Annotated in this window: 1 protein-coding gene; it reads right to left on the reverse strand. The window is 63.7% G+C overall.

The window, feature by feature from the left end; genetic code table 11:
• Positions 1-2,728: condensation domain-containing protein (locus HU767_RS28430; RefSeq protein ID WP_238349542.1), on the reverse strand; the 2,728-nt coding region annotated here is incomplete at both ends.

Consider the following 2,728-nt stretch of genomic DNA (forward strand, 5'->3'; position numbering starts at 1 on the left):
CGATAAGTCAGGCGCCGCTCGCCACGAACCACCGCCACGGCATCCGGCGTACGCTGGACCTGCGCTTCGAACAACCCATGGATCGTCTGCTGCCGCGGATAGTCGGCCTCGGTGGCGTTAAATGTCACCAGCAGTTGCTCGCGCTCCGAATCCGGCAGGATCGACAGGTGCTGCAAAAGCAGGTCCGGCTGCTGCTCAAGCATGCCGACCAGGTTCTCCAGCGTGTGTTGCACATAATTACAAAGCCGTTGCGCACCAATGCGTGCCGGGGTCATGACGGTAAAGCTGAACCCTTCGCCCTGGTCATCCACCGACAACATCAGCGGGTAATTGGTCCGCTCCTCGCCACCGAGAATCTGGATACCGTTCCAAGCCGACAAGGTCTCGCTCGACACTGTGGTGCCGGTGTGGCGATAGTTGAGCAAGGCACTGAACAACGGCGTCGGCGCCTGCACACCGCTGCAGCGTTGCGCCAGCGCCAATGCGGCGTGTTCATGGCCCAGTAACGCGGTCAGGCGAGCATGGGTTGCTTTCACCCCCGCACGAACCCCGGTTTGCCCGACACTGACCCGCAACGGCAGGGTATTGATGAACATCCCCAGCGCCCGGTCGGCCCCCTCGCCGCCCTGCATCCGCCCCACCAGCACCGTACCGAACACCACATCGTCCTTGCCCGATATCTTGCCCAGCACTTGCGCCCAAACCAGGTGGTACAAACTCGCCGCGCTCACCCCAAGCAGACGTGCCTGGGCCCGCAGCCGCCGACTGAGGTCGGCCGCGACGTCCTGGCGCACCTCTTCGAGGCCGCTACCATCGCCTTGCACATCCTGCAAATCGAACGGCAGCGTCGGCTCGTCGATGTCACCGAGCATTTCGCGGAAAAAGGTTTCGTGCGCCTCACGGCTCACACCCAAGCGAGCCTGGGCCACGAAGTTGCGGTACGGCACCGACGCCGACAGCCGCTGCGCCTGACCGAGCATGTGCGCCTCGATTTCCGCCGACAGCACCGCCAGTGACGTGACGTCGTCCACCAGGTGGTGAAACAACAGCATGCCCACCCAACGTTGGTTCGCCAGGTCTTGCGCATGGACGAGCCGCATCATTGGCGCCTGGCGAATGTCCAGGCGATAGAACCGCGGGTCGAAACGCTGGTGCAACTGCGTGGCGATGTCACCCTGGCTCGGATCCAGCGCAACCGACTCGACACTCAGCGGCGCGTCTCGCCAGACCACCTGCATGGGTTCGGGAAGGCCTTCCCAGAGCACGGCGGTGCGCAGGATATCGTGGCGGTTAATGACGGCTTGCAGCGCATGGGCGAAATCTTCCAGGCGCGTGAACTGGTCGAAACCGAATATCACCTGTTGCAGATAGGGGTCGCCTTCGGCGGCAGCCAGATGGTGATAGAGGATGCCTTCCTGCAGCGGTGCCAAGGCATAAATGTCTTGGACGTTACTGACGCCGCCCGGCACCGCCGCGACGACCTGCTCGATCTCCGCCTGGGACAGATCGGCCAGCGGCAGCATGTCCGGTGTGATGCGTGTGCAACCGGCCGGGATCCCGTTGGCCGGTACGACAACTTCCCGATAACCCCCGACGGCGGCGGCCAACGCGGCCAACGTCGGCTGGCCGAACAAGACCCGCACATCGACGCTCAGCTCGACCTGGCGCAGGCGTTCGATCATTTTCACGGCCAATAACGAGTGACCGCCCAGTTCGAAGAAGTTGTCGTGGCGACCGACCTGTTCGAGCTGGAGCAGGTCTTCCCAGATCCGGGCAATACTGGCTTCCACTTCGCCTTGTGGCGCCTCGTATTCACGAACAATCACTGCCGAATGATCCGGTGCCGGCAGCGCCTTGCGGTCGAGTTTGCCGTTGGGGGTCAGCGGCAGTGCGTCGAGCCGGATGTAGGCGGTTGGCACCATGTATTCCGGCAGTTGCTCCAGTAGATGAGCCCGCAGAACTTCGATGTCGGCGAAAGCTTCTGGCGCATGATGGGTGAAATAGGCGACCAGGCGTTTTTCCCCCGGTACATCTTCACGGGCCAGCACCACGGCTTCCTTCACCGCCTCATGCTGCGCCAGCCGCCCTTCGATCTCGCCCAGTTCGATGCGAAAACCCCGGATCTTCACCTGGTCATCGTTGCGACCCAAATACTCGATATTGCCGTCCGCCAGGTAACGACCCAGGTCACCGGTACGGTACATCCGGGCATTCGTCGCGGTGCTGAACGGATCCCCCAGGAAACGCTCGACGGTCAATTCCGGACGGTTCAGGTAACCCCGCGCCACCTGCACGCCACCGATGTAAATCTCCCCGGCCACGCCCAGGGGCGCCGGTTGTCGATGGGCATCGAGCAGGTAGATCCGCGTGTTGGCAATCGGCTTGCCGATGGGCGTGCTGTCCGGGGTGTCTGCCCCCGTGCAGTCCCACGCCGTCACATCCACCGCCGCTTCGGTCGGGCCGTACAGGTTGTACAGGCCAACGTGCGGCAGCTGCGCCTTGAAGCGCCGCACCAGATGCCCCGGCAACGCCTCGCCGCTGCATATCACCCGCACCAAGCCTTCGCACTGGCCCGCTTCGCCATGGGCCAGGAACACATCGAGCATCGACGGCACGAAGTGCAGCGTGGTGATGCCCTGGGCCTGGATCACTTCGCGCAGGTACGCCGGGTCGCGATGCCCGCCCGGACGGGCCATCACCAGCCGCGCGCCGCTGAACAGCGGCCAGA

The sequence above is a fragment of the Pseudomonas sp. SWRI179 genome (assembly GCF_014268705.1).
GTDB classification, from domain to species: domain Bacteria; phylum Pseudomonadota; class Gammaproteobacteria; order Pseudomonadales; family Pseudomonadaceae; genus Aquipseudomonas; species Aquipseudomonas zanjanensis.